The sequence below is a fragment of the Lactiplantibacillus garii genome (assembly GCF_003885105.1).
Lineage (GTDB): Bacteria > Bacillota > Bacilli > Lactobacillales > Lactobacillaceae > Lactiplantibacillus > Lactiplantibacillus garii.
The window spans coordinates 41,719-67,724 of the sequence record NZ_QWZQ01000012.1; the positions used below are offsets into that span (position 1 = coordinate 41,719).

General features: G+C 48.3%; 26 protein-coding genes, 1 pseudogene and 1 riboswitch. Of the genes and pseudogenes, 8 read left to right on the plus strand and 19 right to left on the minus strand.

All coding sequences use genetic code 11. The features are described from left to right. Positions 1-18 precede the first annotated feature (18 nt). From D1831_RS05025 to D1831_RS05040, 4 genes are all read right to left on the minus strand, one after another. Complete coding sequence (locus D1831_RS05025; protein WP_125071835.1) at positions 19-813, minus strand: alpha/beta hydrolase; 795 nt, start codon at positions 811-813, stop codon at positions 19-21. Positions 814-846: 33 nt separating this feature from the next. Then, positions 847-1,629 (minus strand): alpha/beta fold hydrolase, encoded by a 783-nt coding sequence (locus D1831_RS05030; protein WP_125071836.1) that lies wholly within the window; start codon positions 1,627-1,629, stop codon positions 847-849. A 26-nt stretch (positions 1,630-1,655) separates the two neighbouring features. Further along, positions 1,656-2,321 carry a hypothetical protein gene (locus D1831_RS05035; protein ID WP_125071837.1) on the minus strand — a complete coding sequence of 222 codons (666 nt, stop codon included), beginning with the start codon at positions 2,319-2,321 and terminating at the stop codon, positions 1,656-1,658. A gap of 93 nt (positions 2,322-2,414) precedes the next feature. Beyond that, a complete protein-coding gene (locus tag D1831_RS05040; RefSeq protein WP_125071838.1) occupies positions 2,415-3,779 on the minus strand; it encodes an amino acid permease in 1,365 nt (454 codons plus the stop codon). Positions 3,780-4,013: 234 nt separating this feature from the next. Between D1831_RS05040 and D1831_RS05045 the strand changes: the two genes are divergently transcribed. Then, a complete protein-coding gene (locus D1831_RS05045; protein WP_125071839.1) occupies positions 4,014-4,472 on the plus strand; it encodes an NUDIX hydrolase in 459 nt (152 codons plus the stop codon). 79 nt (positions 4,473-4,551) lie between these two features. On the opposite strand, the gene D1831_RS05050 is transcribed toward D1831_RS05045, so the two are convergent. The 7 genes from D1831_RS05050 to thiM all read right to left on the minus strand — a co-directional run bounded on the left by D1831_RS05050 (position 4,552) and on the right by thiM (position 12,089). Beyond that, on the minus strand, positions 4,552-6,141 hold the full coding sequence (locus D1831_RS05050; protein WP_125071840.1) for an HIRAN domain-containing protein: 1,590 nt from the start codon (positions 6,139-6,141) through the stop codon (positions 4,552-4,554). Between the two features lie 122 nt (positions 6,142-6,263). After that, positions 6,264-7,658: a flavocytochrome c gene (locus tag D1831_RS05055; protein WP_125071841.1), complete on the minus strand. Its 1,395-nt coding sequence runs from the start codon at positions 7,656-7,658 to the stop codon at positions 6,264-6,266. A gap of 111 nt (positions 7,659-7,769) precedes the next feature. Next, the gene (locus D1831_RS05060) at positions 7,770-8,504 is read right to left on the minus strand and encodes a gamma-glutamyl-gamma-aminobutyrate hydrolase family protein (RefSeq protein ID WP_125071842.1); all 735 of its coding nucleotides are present in this window, start codon (positions 8,502-8,504) and stop codon (positions 7,770-7,772) included. A gap of 108 nt (positions 8,505-8,612) precedes the next feature. After that, positions 8,613-9,812: a putative hydroxymethylpyrimidine transporter CytX gene (gene cytX / locus D1831_RS05065; RefSeq protein ID WP_125071843.1), complete on the minus strand. Its 1,200-nt coding sequence runs from the start codon at positions 9,810-9,812 to the stop codon at positions 8,613-8,615. Further along, on the minus strand, positions 9,809-10,465 hold the full coding sequence (thiE, locus tag D1831_RS05070; protein WP_125071844.1) for a thiamine phosphate synthase: 657 nt from the start codon (positions 10,463-10,465) through the stop codon (positions 9,809-9,811). Before thiE ends, cytX begins: the two co-directional genes overlap by 4 nt. Further along, on the minus strand, positions 10,455-11,279 hold the full coding sequence (gene thiD, locus D1831_RS05075) for a bifunctional hydroxymethylpyrimidine kinase/phosphomethylpyrimidine kinase (RefSeq protein WP_125071845.1): 825 nt from the start codon (positions 11,277-11,279) through the stop codon (positions 10,455-10,457). Before thiD ends, thiE begins: the two co-directional genes overlap by 11 nt. 21 nt (positions 11,280-11,300) lie before the next feature. Further along, entirely contained in the window at positions 11,301-12,089 is a 789-nt protein-coding gene (thiM, locus tag D1831_RS05080) for a hydroxyethylthiazole kinase (protein WP_125071846.1), read from the minus strand. Positions 12,090-12,169: 80 nt separating this feature from the next. After that, positions 12,170-12,276: riboswitch (TPP riboswitch) on the minus strand. Positions 12,277-12,456: 180 nt separating this feature from the next. On the opposite strand from thiM, the gene D1831_RS05085 reads away from it, so the two are divergent. After that, entirely contained in the window at positions 12,457-13,425 is a 969-nt protein-coding gene (locus D1831_RS05085) for a zinc-binding dehydrogenase (RefSeq protein WP_125071847.1), read from the plus strand. 362 nt (positions 13,426-13,787) lie between these two features. Here the strand turns inward: D1831_RS05085 and larE are convergent, their stop codons facing one another. From larE to larA, 6 genes are read right to left on the minus strand one after another with little or no spacing between them, the layout of a single operon-like run. After that, positions 13,788-14,618 carry an ATP-dependent sacrificial sulfur transferase LarE gene (gene larE / locus D1831_RS05090; RefSeq protein ID WP_125071848.1) on the minus strand — a complete coding sequence of 277 codons (831 nt, stop codon included), beginning with the start codon at positions 14,616-14,618 and terminating at the stop codon, positions 13,788-13,790. A gap of 30 nt (positions 14,619-14,648) precedes the next feature. Further along, on the minus strand, positions 14,649-15,365 hold the full coding sequence (gene larD / locus D1831_RS05095; protein WP_125071849.1) for a D/L-lactic acid transporter LarD: 717 nt from the start codon (positions 15,363-15,365) through the stop codon (positions 14,649-14,651). 4 nt (positions 15,366-15,369) lie between these two features. Next, positions 15,370-15,801, minus strand: a complete 432-nt coding sequence (gene larC / locus D1831_RS14815) for a nickel insertion protein (RefSeq protein ID WP_125071850.1) — start codon at positions 15,799-15,801, stop codon at positions 15,370-15,372. 38 nt (positions 15,802-15,839) lie between these two features. Continuing rightward, on the minus strand, positions 15,840-16,724 hold the full coding sequence (locus D1831_RS05105) for a LarC family nickel insertion protein (protein ID WP_125071851.1): 885 nt from the start codon (positions 16,722-16,724) through the stop codon (positions 15,840-15,842). Positions 16,725-16,758: 34 nt separating this feature from the next. Beyond that, positions 16,759-17,505 (minus strand): nickel pincer cofactor biosynthesis protein LarB, encoded by a 747-nt coding sequence (gene larB, locus D1831_RS05110; RefSeq protein ID WP_125071852.1) that lies wholly within the window; start codon positions 17,503-17,505, stop codon positions 16,759-16,761. A gap of 1 nt (position 17,506) precedes the next feature. Beyond that, positions 17,507-18,781 (minus strand): nickel-dependent lactate racemase, encoded by a 1,275-nt coding sequence (gene larA, locus D1831_RS05115; RefSeq protein WP_125071853.1) that lies wholly within the window; start codon positions 18,779-18,781, stop codon positions 17,507-17,509. Between the two features lie 249 nt (positions 18,782-19,030). Between larA and D1831_RS05120 the strand changes: the two genes are divergently transcribed. The 6 genes from D1831_RS05120 (at position 19,031) to D1831_RS05145 (ending at position 25,021) form a co-directional block, all read left to right on the plus strand. Next, positions 19,031-19,696, plus strand: a complete 666-nt coding sequence (locus D1831_RS05120; RefSeq protein WP_125071854.1) for a Crp/Fnr family transcriptional regulator — start codon at positions 19,031-19,033, stop codon at positions 19,694-19,696. A gap of 14 nt (positions 19,697-19,710) precedes the next feature. After that, positions 19,711-20,694: a cobalt transporter CbiM gene (gene cbiM, locus D1831_RS05125; protein ID WP_125071855.1), complete on the plus strand. Its 984-nt coding sequence runs from the start codon at positions 19,711-19,713 to the stop codon at positions 20,692-20,694. Further along, positions 20,672-21,490 (plus strand): energy-coupling factor transporter transmembrane component T, encoded by an 819-nt coding sequence (locus D1831_RS05130; protein ID WP_125071856.1) that lies wholly within the window; start codon positions 20,672-20,674, stop codon positions 21,488-21,490. The genes cbiM and D1831_RS05130 overlap by 23 nt, the downstream gene beginning before the upstream one ends. Before the next feature lies 1 nt (position 21,491). Next, positions 21,492-22,223, plus strand: a complete 732-nt coding sequence (locus tag D1831_RS05135) for an energy-coupling factor ABC transporter ATP-binding protein (RefSeq protein ID WP_179950292.1) — start codon at positions 21,492-21,494, stop codon at positions 22,221-22,223. 15 nt (positions 22,224-22,238) lie between these two features. After that, positions 22,239-22,475, plus strand: a complete 237-nt coding sequence (locus D1831_RS05140; protein WP_125071857.1) for a hypothetical protein — start codon at positions 22,239-22,241, stop codon at positions 22,473-22,475. Between the two features lie 902 nt (positions 22,476-23,377). Continuing rightward, positions 23,378-25,021: a peptide ABC transporter substrate-binding protein gene (locus tag D1831_RS05145; RefSeq protein WP_125071858.1), complete on the plus strand. Its 1,644-nt coding sequence runs from the start codon at positions 23,378-23,380 to the stop codon at positions 25,019-25,021. Positions 25,022-25,078: 57 nt separating this feature from the next. On the opposite strand, the gene D1831_RS05150 is transcribed toward D1831_RS05145, so the two are convergent. Together D1831_RS05150 and D1831_RS14360 are read right to left on the minus strand one after the other, a co-directional pair. Continuing rightward, on the minus strand, positions 25,079-25,513 hold the full coding sequence (locus D1831_RS05150) for a pyridoxamine 5'-phosphate oxidase (protein ID WP_125071859.1): 435 nt from the start codon (positions 25,511-25,513) through the stop codon (positions 25,079-25,081). A 76-nt stretch (positions 25,514-25,589) separates the two neighbouring features. Continuing rightward, a pseudogene (locus tag D1831_RS14360) lies at positions 25,590-26,006 on the minus strand (hypothetical protein); the annotation flags it as partial.

Here is a 26,006-nt window from a genome sequence, read left to right on the forward strand (position 1 = left end):
CAGTTATTGTAAGCGCATTTATATCTCTTGGAAACTCCCCTTCACCAACCAATGCATCACAGCGGGTAACTGTTCGTTCCACAAAGGCCAGTCGTGACGACCAGGACCTTCCCACCAAGTAAAGTGATCACCAAGCTTAGTCCTGAATAATTCGCGGCTGGCAACGTCCATTCCGCGCAACATGTCCTGATCGCCAGTCGTCATCAATACTCGTAACGGGGTCACAGTTGGTTGTAACTGTTTTACCAGCCAATTAACGTCGTTCGGCGTACCGGTTAACCGTTGCGGGTCAAAGGCGGCGTCCATGTCCGGCATAATGGCCGCTTGTGCCATTCGAAACCGGGCTAAATCGGTGACTGGTGACAACGCCGCCACCGCGGCAAATTTTTCGGGATACGTGAGCGCCCAACGCAACGCCCCGTAGCCGCCCATGGAATTTCCCGCCACGAAATTAGCCCGCGGATTCGCACTTAACGGAAATAGGTAGCGCATCCGTTCTGGTAATTCCATCGTCATAAACGTCCAGTACTTCGGCCCCGCCACCATGTCCGTGTAAAATCCCCGCTCGGTCTGGGGCATCACCACTGCCACTCGGTACTGCGTCGCCAACCGTTCAATCGCCGTTTCACGTAACCAGGTCGTGGCGTCACCGCCTAGCCCGTGCAACAACCATAACGTCGGTAACGCCTGGTGACCACTACGGAAAGCAGCCGCTACAGTTCCGGCCGACGTCATTGGTTCGGGTAAAACAACTTGAACCTGCACCGACCGCCGCAGCGTATTTGAAAAAAAGTTATTATTGTGAATCGACATTGCCAGCCCTCCTAATTTGTAAAGCTCGTTTATTTAAAGCGCTTTCAAAAAATTCAATAGTTGTTCATTAAACGCCGCCGACTGTTCCGCCATCACGATGTGCCCAGCGGCCGGAATGATTACGCTCTGCCCATTTTGCGCCATTTTAGCGGTGACCGCCGCAAACGCCGGGTTAAAATACGGCGATTTTTCACCGGCAATAATTAAAAATGGAACCGTAATCTGTGCCACCACGTCCCGCCAATCCTGAAACGCGTGGTTGATCAGCAGCGGTAACATCAATCCCGCATCAAACGGTGCTTGGGCTTCGACCGCCTTTACTTGGTCGTACGTGTCGTCATCAATGTGCTTGTACGTCGACCGCCCCAAAGGTAATTTGAAGTAGTCCGGAAAATCACGCCACTGCACCTTTTTGAATCCGTAAGGCCATTGTGGCGTATTAATCATTTTAGGCGTTTGATCGACGTCGATCACGGCCCGCACGTATTGATCACCGTAAAGGGACAGGTACGCAAACCAGGTCGACGCACCCATCGAATTGCCAAGTAGAATTGGGCGTTCCAGTCCCAGTTTTTTAATTAACTCGTGGGCGTCAATTGCCCGGCGGCTCATCCGTGGTCCTTTCGCCGTGTGTTCCGATAGTCCCTGGCAGCGACCATCCAAGTTAATCACCCGGTAACCGGCTTGAACTAACACTGGAATCTGGGCGTGCCAAATAGCCTTAGAGCCCCCAAAACCGGTCAAAATAACCACGGGTTGCCCACTGCCCTCATCGGTATAATCTAACTGAATTCCATCCGACGTTAAAAATTTCATTTTTAGGCCCTCCTATTCTTTACCAATTAGTCAAAATCATCGATATCTAATTTAGTCAATTGGGTGAACCAAGTTTGCGTCGCCACATCCGCGTCCGGGGGCGTCATGGTTACCGGGGCAACTAAGCTAGCAACCTTGCCCCAATCCAAAGCTCCGTCCGTCCGGATTAACCCCCTGCGTAACTGGTTAACTTGGGCTGTGGTCACCTTTTCGAGCTGATCACCAAACATCCCTAATAACGTGTTTACGGCTAATTGCGTCGTCAATAATGCTTGCCACGTTAGCGGGGTCAATGCATGACTTACCCCTAGCCGGACCTTTAACGGTACCGCCGGAACTTCCTTTAACAAGAAGGCTTGAAAATCCAGCAAGTTTGCGTTGACGAGCGCGTAGCCCTGCCATGGTAATTGGCGATTAAATTGTTGCAAGGTTTGTTTGGTAATGGTCGTCACGTCCCAACTGGGCGTTCCCGTTGCTTGGGCAAGCACTAGCCACTGGGTCACAAAGTGTTGCATCGTTTTGCGCACCACCGGCCGCTGCTTACTTCCACGAGTCAGGTGATACCGAACCTGTAAAAATTCCACAATTGCGTCGTCCGCAATGACGCGGTCCGCGTGCACTTGGTGTCGCTGTTTTAATTGTCGCAACTTTTTTTGCCGACTAGCTTTGGCATAGTGCCCCTGTTTAACCATTCGTGCCACCACTTTCTAAACTTGATTGTTTTAATTTTACCGCAAAAAATGGCAAAACAAAAAGGCCTTCCATTACCAGGAAGGCCCATCTGCTTACAGATTTTCTTCAGTTTTACCGTGGTATTTTCGAAAATAGATCACGGTCATGACGGCCAGGAACACCACCCCAACTAGAATGGAATAGCGCGTTTCTGGGTTGATGAACATGAAAATCAGGGTCAACGCTAAAAAGGCTAACGTTAAATAATTGGAATACGGCGAAAACGGCATCTTAAACGGGTGCCCCGCCATTTTGTCCGCGTTTTGCCGCCGAAATTCAATTTGGCTCACGAGAATCACGAACCACGGTACCATTCCGGGTAAGACGCTGGAACTGTACACCATCACAAAAATTTCACCCGCATCCTTAAAGAATAGCGGTAAAACCACGTTTAGGACGATTCCAATCAGAATTCCCGCTGAAATTGCGATAACGGAATAAAACGGTACCCCGTGACGGTTCAACAACGTCATTTTTCGCGGTAACTGGTGATTTTCAGCCAACGTGTACGTCATGCGACTCGCACTATAAATTCCGGAATTCGTCCCGGATAGCGACGCGGTAATCACCACGAAGTTAATGATTGAAGCTGCCGCGGTGATCCCAATTTTGGCAAACGTCTGTACAAACGGCGAACCGATTTGACTTAATTGGTCCCACGGGTAAATGCTAACAATGACGAAGATGGCCCCCACGTAAAAGATCAGGATTCGGGCAACCGTTGACCGGATGGCTTTTACCAGGGTACTTTGGGGATTTTCCGCTTCACCCGCCGTAACCCCGATCAACTCGATACCTTGATACGATGCCAGGACGATCGACAGGGCAAACACGAACCCCTTGACCCCGCCGGTGAAAAAGCCGCCGTGTGACCACAAATTGCTGATGCCGATGGGATGGCCGTTATTGCCAAAACCAAACAGGATCAATCCTAAACCGGCAATGATCATCAAGATAATGGTAACCACCTTAATGAGTGAGAACCAGGTTTCCAAGGTTCCAAACATTTTGACCGAGATTAGGTTGGCCGCGCACAGAAAGGCGATTGCAATCAATCCCGGCACCCAGTCGGGCAAATTCGGCCACCAGTAACGACAATAACCGCCAAGCGCGATCATTTCACTCATGCCGACGACCACGAACTGGAACACGTTACTCCACGCCGTTAGAAACCCAAATACCGGGTGAATGTATTCGGAAGCAAACTTAGCAAACGAACCCGTGTTAGGATCCACGTACAGCATTTCGCCAAGTGCCCGCATAATCAGGTATAAAAAGGCCCCTGATACAACGTAGGCAATCAAAACTGACGGTCCGGTCCATTTGATGGTCGAGCTCGACCCCATGAAGAGACCGACCCCAATCGTGCCACCTAATGCAATCATTTGCATCTGGCCCGTACTTAATTTTCTTTGCATATATTACTCTCTTTTCATTAAATCAAAGAACGATCTATCGATTCTTGATAGTATATAACTTTTATCTTAGCTAAAAAATAACCGTGACGCAAATTAGTTTAGCACTAGTAAACTGGTCATAGACTAATACCCACGCCGTTTAAACCAATATTCGTAGAATTTCATCAACTTAAACGGCAGACTACCCCGTTTTGCGTATAATAAGCTTAGTAAAGAAGAAAAGGGGTTCCTCTCATGGCAAATTATATTCAAGAAATTCGCGCCCTCGTTGGTCACAAACCAATTATTTTAAACACCGCCGGGGGTATTTTAGTGAATGAACAGCACCAAGTCCTGCTAAACCTGCGTACCGATACCCATAACTGGAGTTTACCCGGCGGCTACTTGGAATATGGTGAAACTTACGCGGAAGCCTGCGTCCGGGAATATCAGGAAGACAGCGGCTTTAAAGTCCAAATTATTGACCGCATCGGTATTTTTGACCGTGGGGAAACCGTGTACCCTAACGGTGACGTTGCCCAAACTATTAGCGCCCTGTACCTCGTCAAGCCAGTTGGCGGCGCGGCGTTAGATCACGCCACCAACGAGACCCTTGGTTTAGACTATTTTGATTTCGACAACTTACCCCCACTGCTTAACCAACAAACCGCCGATATGCTGGCCGCCGCACAGGCTTACCTGAAAAAAGCCTAATAAAAAAACGTGTTGTAATTTTAAACTACGGCACGTTTTTTTATTAGGCTTGAAATCCAGTTTAACTATTATTGACTGCTTAGTCTCCATCCTGGCTATTCCAACTATGCAAAAAAATTTGGCGCCAATCTGGGTTAGGCGGTGCTGGCGTAGTTTGGGGATGTTCCGGATCCGCAATTACCGCTAAGTTGGCAATGGCCGACAGGGGGACCTGTTGCATGTCAAACGTATCGTAATTGTAAAAGGCCAAGCACCCCACTAGCCGCTGTTCATCGTCCTTAGCCGTCGTGCTGAAAAGTTGCAGCGGATAAATCGGTTGGGTCACCATGCCAACCGTTGGGACAAAGTAGTGCATGGTCGCAATCTCATGATAAATAACGGCGTGAATGAGGGCTTGGACTAACGTTGTATTAACGTTTTCTAAACACCCTGGCAGTAATTGAACCCGGCGCTGATAACCGGCTAACGCGTGGTACGCTTGGTCCCCCAACGTGACCCGAATTTTTTCAACGGTCAAATCAGAAACACTCGGTTCAAGCACCCGGTCGCCTTGTGAATTGGGCAACCCGGAGACCAGCAGGGCCGCCAATTCCTGTTGCGTAAACGTTGCGTGGTTTTGATTTGCCGGAACTGGTAAATACGGCACAACCGGTTGATCCGGAAAAGTTAGCGCTGCTTGCAACGCCGGTTGTGCTCGCGGATCACCAAACGGCGTCCAACTAACCACAAAACCTAACCGCACGTGCTCGGCAACGTCACTGACCCGGTAAAAAGCCGTTGGGTCCGTCGCGTCTCCCGCTAAATTATCATTACGGCCCGTCATCGTTACGGCGCTCATGCCGACCACGTAAAAACTATCGGCGTTGGTCAACACTAATGCATTTTCTTGCGGAGATTGCCACCGCTGAATCACTTGGCCACTACCAGTCGTTTGACAAGTGACCACGCTATTTTCATTGACTCGTGACCAGTCCGGCGTTAATAAGTACCGGTGCGTTACGGTTAACTCATCGGCCGGCGTCAGCCAGGGCGTTAGTGGTACCGTTTGATACGGTAATGGCCGCCCGTCGCACGTAATGACCACGTCGCCTAAGGGGGAACGCACTAAATTCGCCGGCATAGTAGCTAAGGCGCCCCGGTTAGTCGCTACTCGTTGACGGACCTGTAACGCGTCGAACGAACTAGGATGTTCGGTGACCCGGCGCAGCATCAGTTCCACGCGTTGCTGCTCCCGGTCCAGCTGCGTGACGACACCGTACAATAGTTTGCCTTGGTCCATTAATTCGGCGTACGCTTGGTTTTGATACCGGGCAACGTAACCTACCTGGGCATGTTCACGCGTCCATACGGAAATGGCGTTGTCATCATGCTCATTATCAGGTTCACGCTGTAATAGAACGGGGATCCCAACGTGCAACGACGCTAACGTCGTTGCCACGTCAGCCACGTAATGCTCGCCCACTACCGTAACGGTGGCGAGCTGAACGTCGGGGGTGGTGATGTCTTGGTCAGTTATCTGAACAATTTCACTGACATTCATCATTTGGACATCAGCGTGTCCGGATTCCGCTTGAACTAATACCCGGCGGCCCCGATTAATCACGGCCAAAATCCGGTACGTTCGTTGTGCGTCGGTTGTCACGTGCATCCCAACTTCTAACGATTTCACAACCCCACCCCCTGCTTAGTTATCCTTATTATACGAAACCGACGCCGTTGATGAAAGCCTTACCACGTATAATAAAAACGTTAATTCCCATTATTAAGAAATTAACGTTCCATCACTTGTCTTTAATTGACCGAATTTCGGTAAACTTGTTGGCCCGCTTGACGTCCAAAAACCACCGTCTCGGCAATCGAATTACCACCGATCCGGTTATTGCCGTGAAGGCCGCCAACAACCTCGCCGGCCGCGTATAACCCCGCAATAACTTGCCCTTGGTGATCTAACACCTGGGTTTGCGCGTTAACCTTTACACCACCCATCGTATAGTGCACGGCTGGTGCAATGCGAATCGCATAAAACGGCCCGGTGGTTAGTCCGTGGGTCATCCCGGTCGTCCGATTGAAATCTTCATCCCGTTGTGCCGTTACTGCCTGGTTCCAGCGAGTCACCGTAGCCGTCAGGGCCGGCGCCGGAACCCCCATTTTAGTCGCCAGTGCTGGTAAGTCGGCGCCCGTTTCAACTAAGCCCACGTGGTCGTAAAATTCAATGGCCGGGACTCGTTTACGCACCGCCGCGTCTAAAATCAGGGTCGCGTGTTTGGTCGGTAACGCGTCAATGGCCGCGGTTACGTTTTTACGCGTATCCAGTTCGTTAACAAACCGGTGTCCCGCGTCATCAATCAAAATTGCGCCTTCGCCCCGCACCGCTTCGCCAATTAAGTAAGCGTGCGGCGTCTCTTGTTGAACCGTGGGATGGACTTGGATCTGATCCATATCGACTAATTGAGCCCCCACCTCAGCGGCCAGTGAAAGCCCGTCTCCGGTGGCCCCCGGCTGGTTCGTCGTTTGGTAACCAGCTAAATCGGGCCGGTACTTAGCAATCAGTTTCGGGTTGGCACCGAAACCACCGGTAGCTAAAATAACACTTTTAGCCGTAAGCGTACGTTGCGTCCCGTCTGCTAATTGGACACTAACACCCGTGATACGGTTAGCCGTTTGTTGAAGACTTTGGACCGTCACAGCCGTAAATAGTGGAATGTTTTCCCGCGCCACGATTTTCAATAGTTGGGTCACTAAGAATCCCCCAATTGGGGCCAAACTACTGGGTCGGTGCGTGCGAGGAACACTCATTCCACCGGTAATTGTTAAGTCATCCAAATCGATGTCGTGCGCTTTTAACCAATCAATTGCCAGTGCACCGTGCGTCACAAAATATTCCAGCAACGCGGGATCATTTTGCCGGCCACCACCCACCAACGTTTCATGGTAAAAGTCGGCAAAACTATCCACAACGTGGTGCTCTAGCTGCACTAAAGTTTCCGCGGCATTCATGCCGGAAGAGGCCCGCGTGGTATTCCCACCAATCTTAGGCATTTTTTCTAAAATAACGGGCTTTAACCCCAGTTCATGTGCTTGCACCGCACTCACTAACCCGGAACTTCCCGAACCGATAATAATCACATCGTACTGATCCGCCAACGCCGTGACCGGTGTCGGTTCAAATTGAAATTTTGCTGCCATGGTCCCCAATCCTCTCGTTGTGAAATTAACTATGTACCGCAATGTTTCACGTGAAACATTGTTGGTTTTATTTTATCGTAATCCGACCATTTTTACTGGTTTCGACCCACCTTAGTGCTGACTCGCTTTAACAAAGCCGGCAAATAACCGGGCCTCAACGGTATTCACTTGTTGCATCATTTCAGGATGCCACTGCACACCGAGTTGTAACCCACCATCCGTCGCTTCAATGGCCTCAATGACCTGATCCGGCGCCGTGGCTACCGTTTTAAAACCGGGCGCAATTTTGTGTAACGTTTGGTGGTGAAACGAATTCACTGCCAAGGTCGTTGCCCCTAAATAACCGGCTAACACCGAATCCGGAGCAACCGTTACGTGGTGCATCCCGTAAGCCGCCGTTTGACCCTGCATATGTTTTAGTGTGCCCTGTCCCGCCGGCATGTAGCTGACATCTTGATAGATCGTACCGCCGTAACCCGCGTTCATGATCTGCATGCCGCGGCAAATGCCTAAGACGGGTTTATGGGCGGCGTGAACGGCCTTGGTGAGGGCAATCTCGTAAGCGTCACGCTGTGGATCAATTTCACCCAACTTAGGTAACGCTTCTTCACCGTATGTAAACGGCGCAACGTCGTGCCCACCGCACAATAATAAGCCGTCAATTAAGCTAACGTAACGGTTGACCGTCTCCGCGTCCGTCGTTACCGGCAAAACTAACGGAACGCCGCCGTTATCGGTAATTGATCGCAAAAAATCCCGGTTAACGTAATCCCGTTCGCGACCCGGAAACATCTGACTATTAACGACCAGGGTTCCTGGTGCGATTCCAATAATGGGTTTTGTCATCAGTTCATCCTTCTCTCTTATAAAAAGATCCCTAGGAACCAAACTGGAACCTAGGGATCATCAGCTAAAACTCGGTTAGCTTCACCATAAAATTATTCAATTTAAATGTCAACTGGCAAGTCCGTGGACAATTGGTGCCGGTTTTACAACCAGGCCCGACAAATAAACGGCTAAGCCCAGACCAACTAAGACCAGCAGCGTGGTACCCCCAACGAAGTCTAGTTTTTGCAATTGATAGTAGGCGCCAATGCCAACCACCCACCAGATAAAGTTTAACCAGTACGGCAACGTTGCGTGACGAATAAAGTACGTCACAAAGATAATCGCGTAAAGTGGCGTGAAAACCGACCCGATTAAGTACAGAAAGTTTTGGTAATAAGTCATCGCAACGGTTAACGCAATGATCAACCCCACCACCGTCACCCCGACGGCTAAGTGATTGATTGACCGATTTCCCGTCAAATTGGCTAAACTAGTGGCGGCGGAGTAAGTATCTAAGAAAGTAGTCGTTACCGTTGAAAAGACGATGATCAGTAGCGCAATCAATCCAAGACCGGATTGGGTCAGTAACGTGGTAACGTCACTTTGTCCCGTGCGTAACACGACTAATAAGCCCGTCGTAAACATTGCGAGGCTACCGCAAAAGTAGCCCCCCGCACTGATCAGGGCAACGGGTAACGGCCGGTCCACCCGCCGCGTATAATCCCCAATTAACGGCAACCACGATAGTGCCATCGTTACGTTTAATTCCACCGCCTGACCGAACGTCATGTTGGCAGTGTTCGCCACCGCTGCGTGCGTGGCGGGGGTCATAAACACCATGGCTAACATTAATCCGGCCCCCAAGACGAGTAAGCCCACCACCGCGTTATTAATCTTAAATAATAATTGATTTCCCATTAAGAGCCAGCCAATAATTAAAATTGCGACGATGGTCGCCATTAAGACTGGGCTTTTAAAGTTAAACAACTTACCACTAATACTGTTCATGGCAAGTTGCGCGTTTACGATCATGACCGCCGTCCAGCCCACGAGTTGTAGTGCGTTCAATCCAGAAGCTAGCATGACGCCGCCCCGACCAAACGCCATTTGCGCCGTTCCTACGGCGGATTGATTTAACTTAGCCCCTAAATAGCCAGCGGGAACTAAAAAGAGGCCGCAGCCAATTAAATGGCCGAGTATAATGGCGGCTAAGCCCTGCATCAGTCCCAGCGGTGCCATTAAGGTTCCCGTTAAAATTTCTGCGATGGAAATAGCCGCCCCCAGCCAAAGTAAAAATTGGCTTTTAAAAATACCCGCTGACTTCATGGCCGCACCTCCGTCACCGCCAACATAGCGTTGACGGTCTGCTCAATGTCCGGACTCTGAGCCAACATCGAAATCACCGCGGAACCGGCCGCCCCGGTATGGGCAACGGGACCCAATTCTTGAACGGTAATGCCACCAATCGCGACGATGGGGCGCTTCGAAACCTTTACTAACTGGCGTAGCCCAGCTAAACCGACGACCGGGTCGGCATCGGCTTTTGACGTAGTTGGAAAAATCGGGCCACTCCCAATGTACGCGATTCCGTCAATTTGGTTGGCAATCTCAATCTCCGCAACGGTAGAACAAGATAATCCCACAAATATTTTGCCCGCAACCCGTTGCAAAACCGTGGTGACCTGATCATCTTTTTGCCCGACGTGGATTCCATCAGCGTTTAACGCCAAAGCCAATTCTACGTCGTCGTCCACAATGAAGGGCACTTTCGCCGCCGCACAGCGTTGCCGTAAGCGCCGGCCAAGCGCCAACCGTTGTGGCGCGGTCAGTTGACTCGCTCCCTTATCCCGGTACTGGTACGCCGTAATGCCGGCATCTAGGGCCGTTTGAACAATAGTTTCCAGATCTTTACCCGGTACGTCCTGCGTGCCACACACAAAGTACGCCTGTAATTGTCGTTTATTAAATTTAAGCGTCATGAACGGTCACCTCGTTACTGGGTGCTGCCCAGTGATTAAGCGGTCCGTGACCGTGGCCCACTTGAATCGTCTCCTGAATCGTCCCGGCCACGTACGCCTTCGCCGTTTTGATTGCACTCGCTACGGATTGACCCTTCGCTAATTCTGCTGTAATGCAGGCGGACAACGTGTCACCCGTACCGTGTGTCCGAACGGTTGCCACCCGCGGTGCGGATAACCAGAAGGCTGTCCCGTCCGCCAATAAAACAAAGTCGTTGGCCGTTTGCGGGTTCGCTTCGTGACCACCCTTAATAATGACGTTGTTAGCCCCTAAGGTCTGTAACGCGTGGCCGGCTTTAACCATCGTCGCGTTATTGGTAATCGTCAGCCCGGTTAATTTTTCTGCTTCTGGTAAGTTGGGGGTCACCACCGTGGCTAAGGGAATTAATTCATCACGCACGGTCTGAATTGCGTCATCCGCTAACAGGGCCGCGCCGCCCTTAGCAATCATCACCGGGTCAACCGTTAGTGGTCCAAAATCGTAACGCTTTAAATTCTCAACAACCGCGTGCACGTGAGCGGCATCGGCCAACATGCCGGTTTTACAAGCTAGAATTTTTAAATCTGTGGCTAACGACGCGCATTGTTCATCAACTAACTTGGTGGGTAACGCCATAAAGTCCTGGACTCCCAGCGTATTTTGCGCCGTTACCGCAACGACGACGGCCGTGCCAAAGACGTGCCGTGCCTGCATGGTTTTTAAATCCGCCATGACCCCGGCACCACCTCCACTATCGGTCCCCGCGATCGTTAATACTTGTGGAAATTCATTCATGTTCCTCGTCCCCTTTTGACCTTAATTTAAACTTTCAACGGCTTCAATTTCCGGTACGGTCACCAGACTCAGCTTATCAACTAACTCCACGGTGAACGTCGCTGGACGGTCCGCCGTTAGTTGACTGGCAACTAATTCCCCGCTTGCCGCCAAAACCAAGCACGCCGTCTGCGCTACTTCAAAAGTATCGCTACTAATGGCCGTAAACGCCGCCACGATACTGGATAGCAAGTCTCCCGAGCCCACGTGCAACTGAAATAACGGAGTTCCATTATGCACCTGAACCACCCGGGTCCCGTCCGTAATCACGTCGGTCGGCCCCGATAATATCACGCAACAGTGGTACCGGTTAGCACAAGCTTTGGCAATACTGATCAGGTCCCCCGTCCCCGTTCCGGCATCAATCCCCTTAGCCTGCCAATCCATATCCGCTAACGCTGCGATTTCACCAGCATTACCGCGAATTACAGCTACATCAAAAGTTGTCAATAATTCTTGGGCAATTCGTTTCCGGTAAGGAACTGCTCCGACCGCAACCGGATCCAATACGACGGGTTTGTGGTACTGATTAGCCAGTCGTCCCACGACCCGCATTTGTTCAATTTGTAACTCCGTCAGCGTTCCCAAATTAATACAGACGGCTCCAGCAATTTGTACCATGGTTTCGGCTTCTTGAACTTCCGCCGACATGATGGGTGACGCCCCTAACGCGTTAAGTCCGTTCGCTACGTCCTGAACCGTGACAAAGTTAGCAATGTTAAAAACAATTGGATTTTGTGCCCGTAACGCGGTCAATAGTCTTAATTCCATGTTTAATTCACCCTTTCCCAAGTGGCACGCTTATAAAAAAACGACCACTGATCAACCTGCATTGATCGAGTGGTCGCTAATTCTTAGCTGTGACACTTTCCCTACGCAAGTCTGAACTTACAGGTTCAAAGGGATCGACGCTCACAGCGCCATCTCAGCCCATTTTTGGACACCCCTAGTGTTTAATATTTATTAATTTGGTCAACTTCAGTCTAACGATTGTAACCGCTAACGTCAATTACTATTTTTTAACTAATTTTCGTTCAATTTACGTAGCCTCACCGGTAAAAGCTTTTTGTTCAGGCTATTCAACAGAAGCGGTTATAATGTAATCAGTAGTAAAATATGAAGAAAAGAGTGACTATTTATGCAAGCTCTAGTTGTGCCAACCGCAACGCTCCACACCTTGAGCGACCTTGAATGGCAAGAACGGCCCATGCCCGTACTTAAGCCCGACGAAGTGTTGATCAAGACCCAATCAGTCGGTTTAAACCCGGTTGATTATAAGGTTGTCACGGGAGACCATCCCACGTGGACTTACCCGCACACGTTAGGCTTAGACGTCGCGGGAATTATCGAGGCCGTCGGGGCCAACGTTCAAAACTACCGGCCGGGTCAACGCGTGTGTGGTCACGGTAACCTGACTCAGAACGGTTGCTTTGCGGAATACGTTAGTTTTCCAGCCGACGCCCTCGCCGATATTCCAACGACCGTTAGCTTTGAAACCGCGGCAGCAAGCCTATGTGCGGGCCTGACCGCGTACCAGGCGCTATACCGTAAAGCTAACTTAAACGCCGTTCAAACCGTTCTCATTCACGCCGGTGCTGGCGGTGTCGGCAGCATGGCTATTCAATTGGCTAAACAAGCCGGCAAAACCGTCTACACGACCGTTTCTAAGGGCAAGCAAGCCTTTGTAGCGGCGTTGCACCCCGACGCTCAAATTGATTACCGTACCGAAGACGTGGATCACCAACTCCAGACACTGACCCACCACCAAGGCGTTGATTTAATCGTTAACACGATTGGTCATCCCGAAGCCGACCTTCCCCGGTTAGCCTACAATGGTCAACTCGTTTGTGTTTTAGACACGCCCGCCTTTCCGACAAACCAAGCCGTTACTATCAGTAACCTTGATTTGGGTGGTGCTCACCGCAGCGGGAATCCCGCACAAATTGCCGACTTGGGTCAAATGGCATTTGAACTGCTGGCTTTAGTTGCCAACGGAAAGGTCGATCCGCTCATCAGCGACGTTCTGCGTCGTGACGACCTCGTGACCGGTTTAAAACGAATTCAAGCCGACCAGGTCGTTGGTAAATTAGTCGTTAACTTTGATTAATTATTCAATTGAAAAATCCCGTTAGCCACTATGTCTAACGGGATTTTTATACGCTTAACTAGTTTATTATCACCTAGAACAACGCCAATAAATTTTCATTATTATCGGATTCAGTTTGCCTTTCGAAACGTGTTCGGGCAACCCATTCCGCTTAACCAAAAACGGGTAACAATCACCAAAACCGTGATTATTGCCCGTTTTCCGTTAATGCATGTTTAATTTATACGTGCGTTTTGAAACGTGTTCAGGTCAGACCGGGGCTTCCGGTTAGCGACGCCAACAATAATATGCCAAGCCCGCATATCATCGCTGGCTAGGCTAATCCTCACCCCCGACCCGTCTGAACTTCACACTCTTACTGATTACGCGAATGCTTCGACCTGTGCCTTTGTCAACGTATCGTTCATCCGACCACTGCGGAAACCACCTAAATCTAAGGTAACGTAACGGAAACCGAGTGATTGTAATTGACGGTTAACACGGTCATTGAATACCAAGAAATCACCAATGCGGGCTTCTGGTAATTCGATGCGGGCAATGTCTTCGTGGAAACGAACCCGAACCGTTGGGAAACCAAGGCTACGTAAGTACTTTTCAGCAGCCATAACTTGCGCAATGTTTTCGTGCGTCAAAGTCGTGTTGTATGGAAAACGTGAAGATACGGAGCAAGATGCAACTTTGTTCCAGTTCGTTAACCCTAATTCTTGGGCTAAGGCACGTACGTCAACCTTGAAAAAGTCGGCTTCTTGTAACAAACTACGAGCACCGGCTTCGGTCCGGGCCTTCAAACCAGGACGGTAGTCGTTTTCATCGTTCTTGATCATCCCGTCTAAAACGGCGTTGCTGCCGTTAGCAGCGGCCATTTCGTTCAAACGAGTATAGAACATCTTTTTAGCATAGTACCAGCTGTCAGGAGTGTTTTCCTTAACGTGTTCGTCGCTTAAGTAGTCTAAGGTCGTCGTTTGAACGTTGGCGCCCATTTCTTCAGCTAAGCTAACGGCCTTATCGAATTCTTCGTCAGTGAATAATTCGGAGTTGGCAACAACGGCAGTAACGTTTTCTTGACCTAAAACGTTTAAAGCCATTTTCAAAACTAACGTACTGTCAATCCCACCAGAAAAGGCAACCGTAACCTTTTCCAAATCTTTTAATAAACTCGTTAACGTTGCTTTCTTTGCTGCTAATGTTGTCATATTAATAGCCTTCTTTTTTTATTTTAATTACTAGTTAATTCCAAAAAATCCGTGCATAAACCAAGCGGCGACCGCGGCACCAAAAAACGGTGCGATTCCGGGAACGATGATCCCGTACGTCCAGTCACTTTCCGCCTTGTTGGCAATTGGTAAAATGGCGTGAGCAATCCGGGGGCCCATGTCCCGCGCGAGGTTCATGGCGAACCCGGTCGGACCGCCAAGTCCCATCCCAATGGCCCAGACTAACAGTCCAACACCAATTGGAACGATTCCGGGCGTCTTAATTTCTGAAATGGCTAAGATCCCAGAAATAAAGATAAAGGTATCGAAGAATTCCACGAAAAAGTTCCGTGGTAAGTTTCGTACAGCTGGTGCCGTACAGAACAAGTTACGAATCGTAATTGGTGAAATTTCGTCCGTTGACGCCTTGAAGTGGTCGGCGTACATAATCCAAACGATTACGGAACCAATCACCCCACCCAGTACTTCGGCAACCGAGTAAGGAATAAAACTACTCCATGGTAAGTTGCCTAGCAAACACTGCGCTAAAACCATCGCGGGGTTGATACAAACATTTCCAAAAATAAAAAGTGCAATACTAATCCCAAAACCCCAAGTCGTGATGGCGAAAATATGCCCGGAACCCCGGTACTTAGTTCCCTTCAGGACCGAACTACAGTGAACCCCGACCCCAAAAATGATCATTAAGGCCGTTCCCATGAATTCGGCAATCAATTGATGTAACAAAAAACTATTCCTCCTCGTCCAACTGCGCGGCGGCAACCGTGGCCGCCTGATAAACCGTCCGTAACGGAATGTGGAACCGTTGTGCTAACTTAGCACAGTCCGCGTATTCCGGTGTTTTTTTCGTAACGTCATCGTAAGTCGCAACCTTAAACTGAACCGGACCATACGGTGTTTCCACCGTGATAAAGTGCCGTTTCATAATCGTTCGGTGCCAAGTTTGGTAACGCACCCCAATCGTACTGGTCTCACTTAAAATTAGCTTGGTCAGTTCCGCTTTAGCTTGTACGTTACCCAGTACGGTCAATTTGGTGGCGGGGCGGTTCTTTTTCATCTGAATTGGTGTAAAGAAAACGTCGTACGCACCAGCCGTTAACAGCTGGTCCATGACGTACCCCAGACCCTCACCCGTCTGATCGTCTAAATTGGCTTCGATCATTAACACGTCGTCCTTCGTTCGGTTAACAACCTGATGACTTAGTTTTTTTTTTCGAATAAAACGGCCCGTAAGGCGTTAAAGCCCCCGGTATCCCGTTTTCCAAAACCATAGCCGACCTTTAACGGGGTGGCATTCTCTGGTAATGGTCCGAAATCTTTGACCAGCGTTTTAACAATTCCCATCCCGGTTGGCGTAATCAATTCGGTATGAATGTCCAACCGTTGCTGAATCGGAATTCGGCTACCAACGCGCATTTGCATCACGGCCGGCACCGGCACCGGCATTTGACCGTGCGCCACGTTGATAAAACCACTACCGTCGGTCAATGGTGAAGATAAAATTTCATCGATGTCCATTAATTCTAAGGCAACGCAACAACCAACGATGTCCACGATGGAATCCAACGCACCCACTTCGTGAAAATGGACGTCAGCTAACGGCATGTTATGCACCGTGGCTTCCGCTTGCGCAATTTCGGAAAAGATTGCCTTCGCGTGGGCTTTAACTTGCTCGGATAAATCACTCGCGTCGATCAGTTGCAAGATATCCGTTAAATGCCGTGCCGCGCCGTGATGATGGTGGTGGTCACCATGATCATGGTCGTGATGGTCCGCGTCAGCGTGGTGGTGATCCTCATGAACGTGATCGTGTTCATGGTGGTGTTCCGGCGTCGTTTCAGCGTGGTGGTGATCATGGGAATGTTCCACAAAGCCGTGGTCCTTACCACCTTCAACTTGAACGTCAAAACTGGTCCCGTAAATACTGCTTTTAGCCAACCGTTCACGGGTTAGTTCGTAGCCGTGAACGTGTAATTTGGCTAATTCGGCCTTTAATTGGTCGAAATCTAAGCCGAGATCCAGTAAAGCGCCTAAAAACATGTCGCCACTAATACCGGAAAACGCATCTAAATAAAGTGTTCGCATCTTGAATTCCTCTCATGGTTTAGTTATCTGAATTTTACAATTGATTGATCATGCTAGCGGAGTAAGCCGCCCCAAAACCATTATCAATGTTGACAACGGTAATGCCGGACGCACAACTATTTAACATGGTCAGCAGGGCCGTCATCCCTTGGAAGTTTGTGCCGTAGCCAATGCTGGTTGGAACGGCGATCAACGGTTTATCGATCAGGCCGCCAACGACGCTCGCCAACGCCCCTTCCATTCCGGCAATGACGATCACTACTTTGGCCCCACGAATCACGTCTAGCCGGGCAAATAACCGGTGAATGCCGGCAACACCAACGTCGTAGACCCGCTTTACGTGGTTACCAAAGGCTTCGGCCGTGACCGCCGCTTCTTCAGCAACCGGCTGATCCGACGTCCCCGCCGTAACTACGGCAATGTAATCGTCAGTTTTAGGTGTTGGCATCTGGCCAACCGTCATGCACTGTGCTTGTTCGTGATACACCGCGGTTGGTAACGCTGGTTGCAGTGCGGCAAACTTTTCCGGTGACAAACGGGTGGTCAAAATCGGTAACGTTTGGTTAGTCATTGCCTTCACGATGCCGGCAATTTGCGGCGCAGTTTTACCCGCACCGTAAACGACTTCCGGAAAACCGTTGCGGGTTTGGCGGCTTAAATCGACACTGGCAAAACCCAAATCCGCCGTCTGTGCCGCTTCTAATTGGCTCGCGGCGTCGGCCGGCGACAAGGTTCCCGCGGCAACCCGTTGTAAAATTTCAGTGGTCGTTAACGTTGCCATCTTATTTCACGATAACGCCAAGGCCATCAGGAATTACCGTTACTTTAGCGGCTTTTCCTTCGCGGGCGTACGCCATTTCCATAGCTTCGTCTAAACTCTTAGCTAATTCCATGTGCATGTCAGTGATTAACTTAGGTTCAACTAAGTCTGAAACAAAAATCACGTGGTGGTGAACCAAGATCCGGGCAAAGATTTGCGCCGTCCACTGGTCTGGAATCGTCTTTAAACGGGGAGTGTTAATGGCTTGATCCAAGAATTCCTTCGGATCATCCACGTCGGCCAAGTTGTGATAAAAACCATCGCCACCGTGACCATCGCGGGCACCGGCGACCATGACGATCGTACCGCCCTCTTTGTTAGTAGCTTCGGCTGCGGTCATCCCTTTAACGGCTTGGTAGATATTTTGGTCTAACGGGTAACCACCGTTCGTTGAAATGGCAATGTCACAGTCGATTGCAGGAACACTGGAAAGGTCCTTAACAAAGTCACAACCAACTTTATGAGCGGCTTCCATATCACCGGCAAACGAACCAATGATCTTTTTATCTTCGTCCAACACAACGTTGATAATGAAGGCCAACTTAGCCGTCCGAGCAGCGTACACCATGTCTTTATGAATTGGGTTGTGCATTAAGTTCCCAGTCCGGGCTTTTGGTGAGTTAATAAATTCCCCAGAGTGGTTGGCCATGATAGTTTTGTATGAAGCAATCCCAGGTAAAACGGACTTCCGACCACCGGAGAAACCGGCAAAGAAGTGGGATTCAATGAACCCTTCAGAAATTAACAAATCGGCTTCGGCGGCCACTTTGTTAATAATGCAATCCCCACCAGAAGGCAATTGGCCAATTTTAACCATTGAGTCGTCATCGGTTGAAACGTGCATGACAATTTCTTCGTTGTTAACGATGTCTTCGCCATATTTGTTAACTAATTCTTCGTGCGTCGATGGCCGGTGAAAACCGGTTGCAACGAGGATGCGAATCCGAGCGTCCGGTGCCGCGGAGCGTAAACGCCGTAACAGAATCGGAGTAATGATGTGTGAAGGTACTGGCCGGGTGTGGTCAGAACTAATGATAACAATGTTCTTTTTACCCTTTGCGAGTTCTTCTAATTTGTCAGAACCGATCGGGTTATCCAGCGATTTTTCAACCGTTTCACTTTCGGATAATTTGTTATGATATGTTGCAGCTTGGGAAACGAGCTTACCGGCGAAATTTTCATCAGGAATTTCAGCGGTAATCGTTTTCTTGTCATATGGTAAATCAATTGCAACCATGACTTTTGGCCATCCTCTTTCTCGTAAATAAAATTTTTAACGCGCATGTTTTGTTATACTAGAGGTCCGGAAAACTTGCTGTTACATTTTAAGCTTTCAAAAATAGTTAACAAATGTATACTTTAAATGCGATTGCCGCAATCACAAAAACCGCTATGCTAAGCAGAGTAGTTATCGTGATTGAAGCTGAAAGTCGTTAATAATTCGTTTTCGGACCTCAAAATCTTTCACGAAAGAACTGAAACTAAGATGGTATTAACTGACATTGAATATTTATTAAGCTACCTGGAAGCCCACCATGTACCAACAATTAAGAAAAAACGGCACACTTATTTGACTTATCACGGTTTAGCGGAGCACTATACGTACGTTTTAAAGGATGGCATCATCAAAAACAGTATTATTTTGCAGGATGGGCGTGAATTTAACCTGTCCTACATCGCTAAACCCGACGTCATCTCGTTATTGCGTGACGAAGTCTCCCGTTCAACGGATCAACCGTTTAACGTCCGCATTGAATCCGAATACGCAACTTTTTATCAGGTCAACCGGGTCTCATTTTGGAAATACGTCAATAGCACCCCGGAACTACAGAACTACGTCAAAAATTACTACCGTAAAAAGTTATCCGAAAACATCCTCCGTCTCCAGCGGATGGTGATGAACGGTAAAAAGGGCGCCATCTGCTCCTTTATCTATAGTCTTGTTGACCTCTTTGGCAGGAAAGTTAACGAAGGAATTTTGATCGATTTTATCGTCACGAACGATGATATCGCGGGATTTTGCGGAATTAGTTCTCGTAGCAGTGTGAACCGGATGCTCAAAGAATTGCGGGCAGATGGGGTTATTTCAGTTAAGAACCATAAATTTATTATTCAAGACGTTAGCTACCTCTTAGATCAAATTGCAAACTAGTGAGGTGCTCATCCGTGCATATCCCGGATAATTATTTAAGTCCCGCCACCTGTGGGACGTTAGTTGCTGCCATGGCGCCCGTTTGGACCGTCGCAGTCATTAAAGTTAAAGCCCAAGTCAAAGAACACCATGAAACTTTACCAATGCTAGGCATTGCCGCCTCATTGGCTTTTTTAATCATGATGTTCAATTTACCAATTCCGGGCGGTACCACGGCCCACGCGGTCGGAGGTACGCTGTTAGCGGTGCTGATTGGGCCCTGGGCGGCTTGTTTAGCGTTAACCGTTACGTTAGCCCTGCAAGCCCTACTATTTGGTGACGGCGGTATCCTGGCCTTTGGCGCCAATGCCTTTAACATGGCGTTCATCATGCCGTTTGTCGGTTACGCTTGTTACCGCTTGGGGCAAAAATTACACCACGAAAAAATCGGTCTGGCCGTTGGGGCTTACTTAGGTATCAACGTGGCCGCCCTAGTCGCCGGTGTAGAACTGGGATTACAACCACTCCTCGCGCACACGGCTAGCGGTGCACCGTTGTACTGCCCGTACGGTCTAAGCATCGCGGTTCCCGCCATGTTGACCGCCCACTTACTGGTGGCGGGCTGGGTTGAACTCGTCTTTACCCTGCTCGTTTTCCAATTCGTGAAAAAAGTCGCTCCAACCAACCTGTACCAAACGCCGACCCGGACCAACCAACGACCGTGGATCGCGTTACTGATTGGTTTGGCGGCCCTATCACCACTCGGTTTGTTAGCCAGTAATACGGCTTGGGGCGAATGGGACCCGACGGAACTAAAGCAGCTCCTTGCACAACAACACTTGAGTACCCAGGCACCCCAGGGAATGGTTCACGGTTTCCACTTCCAGGCCCTGTTTAGCGACTACGCCATTGCGGGATTGCCCGTAAGCGTGGGTTACATTCTGTCCGCGTTATCCGCCATCTTAATTTTCTTACTCCTGATTCGAGGCCTTCAACATGGATCCGAAACAACCAACTGAGTTACCGGACTGGTTACAACAGCCCGCTTCGGCGCACAGTCAAGCCAGTAAAACGAGCTTTTTACAGCGTAATCAGCGCCACCTGCGTAGTTTGCTGACCCGGTTAGCCCAACCCGCACCGGTCGTTAAAAATCAGCGGTGGCACCTCGCCCCGCAAATTAATTTAATTCGTTTATTACTTCTAGTTTTATTGATTGCACTAATCAATAACGTTACGTTACTGTGGTGTTTAGCCCTACTACTAGGTTTCCAGTTACTCCTATTACCACCCAGCCAACTCCGACGATTCGTGCGCAGCTGGCTGATTAGCTCATTCGTTGCCTTACTATTCGTGCTGCCAAGCTACTGGCTAACCGGTCCGGGGACGTTACTATTTTTCGGCTTAAAAACTAGTCTGATGCTCGCTAACGCCCAGTACTACCGGTTGACGACACCGTTTCAAGACTTGCTAAGTGGACTCAAGGCGTTGCACTGTCCCGACGTCTTGATCATGACTTTGGCAATTGCCATCACTTATCTCCGCATGCTCGGGCAACACTTGTTACTGACCATGGAAGCCTTAGAGTTACGGACAGTGGCCCCCACTAAGCACCCTTACCGCTTGATTGGTGCGATGTTTGGTAACCTGTACCTCAAAAGTTACGCATACGCCCTAGAGCTCTACGCGGCCATGGAAGCTCGCGGCTTTAACGGTCACTACGTTCGTACTAGTCCCACTAGGAACCACTGGCCCGATTACTTATCACTCGGTCCCGATATTTTGGTTTTGATATTATTTATTTTTTGGAGGAATTAACGTGGTATTGATTAAATTAGCAAACCTTTGCTATGATTATCCTAATACGTGCGGTTTGGACCACCTCGACCTCACTATTAATACCGGTGAATTTGTCTGTTTAATGGGGCCTAACGGTTCGGGTAAATCCACGTTGCTCCGAATTTTAAGTGGATTAGCAACGCCCAAAACTGGTGAATACTGGTTGCGTGATCAAGCCATTACGGCGAATTACTTGTCCGACGCCCAGCGCCGTCAACGGTTACACCAAACGGTTGGGATGGTCTTTCAAAATACCGACGTCCAACTCTTCAATACCTCGGTTGCCGAAGAAATTGCTTTTGGCCCCCGTCAGCTTGGTTTAAATGACGCGGAAATTGCGCAACGGGTGACCGATTGTTTACACTTAACTGCTTGCGAAACACTCCGCGACCGGGTTCCTTACCAATTATCCGGCGGCGAGAAAAAACGGGTCGCCCTAGCGAGTGTGCTAGCCTTAAATCCTGAAATCTTGTTGCTAGACGAGCCACTCAATGGTTTAACCATCGCGGCTCAGCAACAAATGTTAACCCTTCTACAACGGCTAAATGCGGCTGGTAAAACAATTATTATGGCCAGTCATAATTTCCAACAAGTTCAAGCCGTTGGCCAACGTTTCATCATTTTTAACAGTCTCCACCAACTCGACGCTGACATGTCTCAGGCTGACCTTCAAAGTCAACCCGAGCGTCAAGCGCAATTGATGACTTTATAATAAGGAGTTGAGAATATGATCAATCCTAACAATGGTACGATTCATCGTGGCTGGAACCGGCGCGTCGTTACGGGTAAAACCTTAGCTGAATGCGACGAACGCCTCGTAAAGTACTTGAACGACCAAGATTATGGTTCGGGTGAGTTCACGGTCTTACACGAAAGTGCCGGCCCCCGTGAAACCACTGGTTACGATTTACCTGATGGCGACACCTGCTACATCAGTTTCTTGATTTATAACAGTCGTCTTTAGTCTTAAAAAGAAGCTCCCGCTAAATTTTAGTGGGAGCTTCTTTATTTAAAATTATTGCATATATATTCAAACACTTTAATAATAATTAACATCCTTTTTGAATCTGTCAATCACTAACCAATAAATTAGAACTTTTTGATTAAATCCAATATTTCAATTAAAATCATTTTTCTGCTAATTCCAGGACGTATTATGTGTGTTGTTTATCAGTGCTAATTTATAGGGTTTTCATGTAACAACTTTTCGTATTTTTCGCAGTCTAATTATCGTGATTATGACTCGTTAACGCTGCGCCTCTCCGTTCAAGTTAGCACTTATTATTACATAATGAGCTAATTTCCGTTGCACATTGTTTCACGTGGAACAATGTGCAACCAAAAGTCGTTATGAATATTAATTTATTTTAAGTGTATAGAATTTAGCACAATATATTTTCAAAATAATTATTTTCCAGGTGTTGACAATCTAATTTTAAAAGCCGTATACTGGGTTCAACATAAATATCGTCCTTATAAACCAATGAGGTGGAGATCAAGATTATCGTGCCCGCACAGAGAGTCATCGTTGCTGAGAGTATGGCCGAACGCAGATAGTTAAATGGACCACCGAGGGCTTTTCCGAATTTAGCTTGCTAATAGTACGGAAAGACGTGCGACATACGTCAGTTGTCAGGGAAATGTTAGTTTCCTATGGAGTGGGAGTGCATATTTAGTCGTCACGACTGAAGTGGGCTCAATTAAGGTGGCACCGCGGTTTATCAACCGTCCTTATCGCAGCATTGGCTGTATAAGGACGGTTTTTTTGACTTTAAAACGGGGTGAAACAAATGGTAACCAAACGATGGCAACGCTCGATGAATCACAACGACCACTATGAAATTATTTTTGGAGGAATTCATCATTATGAGCTTATCAACTACGCAAAAAACTTTACTGACCGTTGCCGGAATTGCAATTGTCGGCGGGATTGCTTTTACCGTGAACGCCCAGTCTAAGCCTGCTAAAACGGCGACGGCCCAAACATTAAACCTCTCTGAAGGGACGGCCATCATGAGCCTCGACCCGGCCAAAATCACCGACAACGTCTCGGGCGATCAACTCAACCAGATTGACGAAGGTCTTTACCGGCTAAACGCTAAGAGCGAACCGGTCAACGCCCTCGCCACCAAGACCACCATTTCAAAAGATGGCAAAGAATACGTGATCAAGCTACACCACAATGCCAAGTGGAGTAACGGTCAGCGGGTCACCGCGCACGACTTTGTCTATTCGTGGGAGCGGACGCTCGACCCTAAATCCAAGTCAGAATTTACGTATTTATTTAGTAACATCAAAAATGCCGACGCCATTTCCACGGGTAAAAAATCCCCTACTACGCTCGGGGTTAAAGCTAACGGGGACTACCAGCTAACCATCACCCTGAGTAAACCCGCTGCTTATTTCAAAAAAGTTTTAGCCAATACGACCTTCTACCCCGTAAACCAGAAAGCCGTTCAAAAATACGGCCGGGCGTACGGGACAACGGCTGATAAAACCGTTTATAACGGGGCTTTCGTCATGAAGGGCTGGACTGGAACCAACGATACTTGGACTTTAACTAAAAACCCCCATTATTACGCTAAAAACGTCGTTAAACTAAATAAGATCAATTACCAAGTGATCAAGTCAACTACGACCGCTTATAACTTATATCAATCGAATAAACTCGACACGGTCACCCTAAGTGGTGAACAGAACGTTCAGAATAAAAATAACGCTGAACGTAAAACGCTGCCAACCGGGACACTAGAATTTATTCAATTTAACGAAAAGGATAAAACCGCTGCTAATCAGGCTCTACGAACTGCCGTTTCGTTAGCCATCAACCGAAATCAGCTCGTTAATAAGGTCTTGGAAAACGGCTCACGACCAGCTAAAACCTTTGCCGTAACCAATATGGCTAAAAATCCTCAGACTGGTCGCGATTTCACTCAGGACGCTTACGTTAAAAACACGGTTGACTTTAACGTGGCTAAGGCCCAGACACTATACAAGCAAGCCAAACGGCAACTGGGAACGAATCAAATCACGTTGACCCTGACCTGTGGGGACAATGACAGCACCCACCAAGTCGCTGAATTTATTCAGGGACAGTTAATGAGCCACCTCCCCGGTATCAAGGTCAACGTAAAGGCCATGCCGTTCACTGCCATGCTTGGTAAAGTTTCCAAGGGGGATTTCCAGTTAAACTTGGCCGGCTGGAACATGGACTTTGCCGACCCGTCGCGGGCCCTCACGATTCTAACGTCTAGCAGCAATTCCAACATGGGCCACTACAACAATAAGGCGTTTGATCAACTAATGAAAAAAGCAGACGACGTCGACGCCCTCAACGTAACTAAGCGCTACCAGGACTTGGTTCAGGCCGCTAAACGGGCTACTAAGGATCAAGCCGGCGTTTCACTTTACGAAGGCAGTACCAACATGCTCGTCAAATCCAACCTTAAAGGTGTGGTCTACAATAACTTTAGCGGGGTCGCCAGTTACCGAACGGCGTATTTAAAGTAGAAATAAAAAGAGTTAACTGATTTTGTATACAATCAGCTAACTCTTTTTTCTAACTATCTAGTTAAAATTTAAAGTTTCTTTGGCTTGACCTAAACCACCATCGACAAACAGGTCGGTCACTTTAAGTTCAAACACGACCAGCGTCGCACCAATTGCATCCCAAACCTGTTGATAATTCGGAATTGTTTCAAGGTAGCGTGGTAGTAAATCGGTCATTGTTTTCTCAGAACGCTGTAGTGTCACGTGCTGAGCCCGTAAATAGGGGTTTCCCGGGGTGCCGTCATTTGGAACCGTAATAAACGCGACGTCCGGATTTTGATCATACACCTTTAACGCAGCACTAGTTTTGACCGACGAAAAGTACAACGTATCCGGACGGTCTTCGTACCAGACGAAGTTAACAATTTTGACGTCGGCCTCACCGTTTAACGCCGTACTGAGAGCAATCTTATTGGAGGTGCCAGCGACTTGCTTTAACAGGGAAATATCCATAATTTACGAGCTCCTTTATGTTTATTAAATAGACAAATTAATTATACCCCAAAAGGAACACACGTTCATCACAAAGCTATTTTGTACACATCCGACTATAATGTCGTAAATATTCATTTAAGTACTTAAATGGGTACGGAATAACTGTATATTGCCCATTTCTTACAAACTTAACCACCATCATTTTTACCATGTCTCTAAAAATCAGCTGTGGAACACCTAATTTTTCATCTATTGCAATCAGCCTTTTTAATCGGTTAGCTTTATCCATTTTAAATTTCACTGGCTGTTCTGCACCAACATAGTAATAGAGACCGTCCTCCATTCTAACCAAACCTGCACCGTAATAATTAGTTAACCGCTCTCTTCCTGGTGCCTGTTTAATAAGGTTCAATAAGGTAAAACCCGTACTTTCTGTTAAATCTCGTGCTAATTCATGAAACGCATTTGATCTTTTACTTATGCCATTTTGCTTTAAACTGCTGTTTAACAT